At 60.3% G+C, this 378-nt stretch carries 1 pseudogene; it reads right to left on the bottom strand.

Going from position 1 to position 378, the window contains the following annotated elements:
• Positions 1-164, bottom strand: a pseudogene (locus G5A07_RS21190) (IS110 family transposase); the annotation flags it as partial.
• Positions 165-378: the final 214 nt, after the last annotated feature.

The following is a 378-nucleotide window of genomic DNA, read 5'->3' as shown; positions in this document are numbered from 1 at the left end:
TAGCCGCCGGTGGCTTCCAGCACGATCTGGCTGACCGGACGCTTCTTCAGCCAAACATCCAATTCAGAAAAGCCGGAGCGGTTATTGCAGACCTGCAGGGTCTGGCCGTCTGTCGTGCCGATATCCAATCGGCGCTTGCTCACATCGATCCCGATCCCGTTCATTGCCCGACTCCGTATAGTCTGGAAGGGTCGAGAGCTCCCCCGCTTGCCCAGTCTTATCGCTTCGAGTGTCAGCTCCAGCAACTGTTCGGGCGGATCAAGGGAGATTCCGGCGTGGGCGCCAAGCTCCAAGGCGATCGTCGAGATCCAGGCTCGTACGGCGGCCCACGCCGGCTCTCGACACCTACGCTGCCAGATTTCCATCAGATAAGGCTCG

The sequence above is a fragment of the Stenotrophomonas sp. AS012628 genome (genome assembly GCF_010608305.1).
Classification (GTDB): Bacteria; Pseudomonadota; Gammaproteobacteria; order Xanthomonadales; family Xanthomonadaceae; genus Stenotrophomonas; species Stenotrophomonas geniculata.
The sequence above is the reverse complement of the archived record's forward strand: the minus strand, read 5'-3'. Positions and strand labels throughout refer to the sequence as shown.